The organism is Neisseria sp. P0009.S007 (genome assembly GCF_051962515.1).
Genome location: NZ_JBQCVF010000966.1, coordinates 1 through 357 on the forward strand (window position 1 = coordinate 1; position 357 = coordinate 357).

The window sequence follows — 357 nt, forward strand, 5'->3', positions numbered from 1 at the left end:
GTTTCCAAAGTGATGACTTGGCCGTTTACCTTGATTTTTTGGGCGTAGTCGTAAGAGGATACTTTATCGGTTTTCAAAAAGCCGGTATCAAGTTTGCCGCCTTTTTGCAGGGTTTGCGTTTTACCGTTGGCCGTCAGCTCCAACGTACCGTTTTCAGGGACGGATTCGTTCAATTCAACAGACAACACGCCTTTCGGATGCGGATTGAGCGGCTCGGTAACGGCATTCGACAAGCCGCTTGTTGCACCGCCGCAGGCAGCCAACATCAAAGACAGGGAAGCAGTCAAAGCAGAAATGCGGAGGGTTCTCATCATTTTTTCCTTTCCTTTTTTATTTGGTATGATATTTATCATATAC

The 357-nt window shown here is 46.5% G+C and carries 1 pseudogene; it reads right to left on the minus strand.

The features are described 5' to 3' along the window. Positions 1-311 (minus strand): annotated as a pseudogene (locus tag ACTHS3_RS17340) (factor H-binding protein); the annotation flags it as partial. Positions 312-357 lie beyond the last annotated feature (46 nt).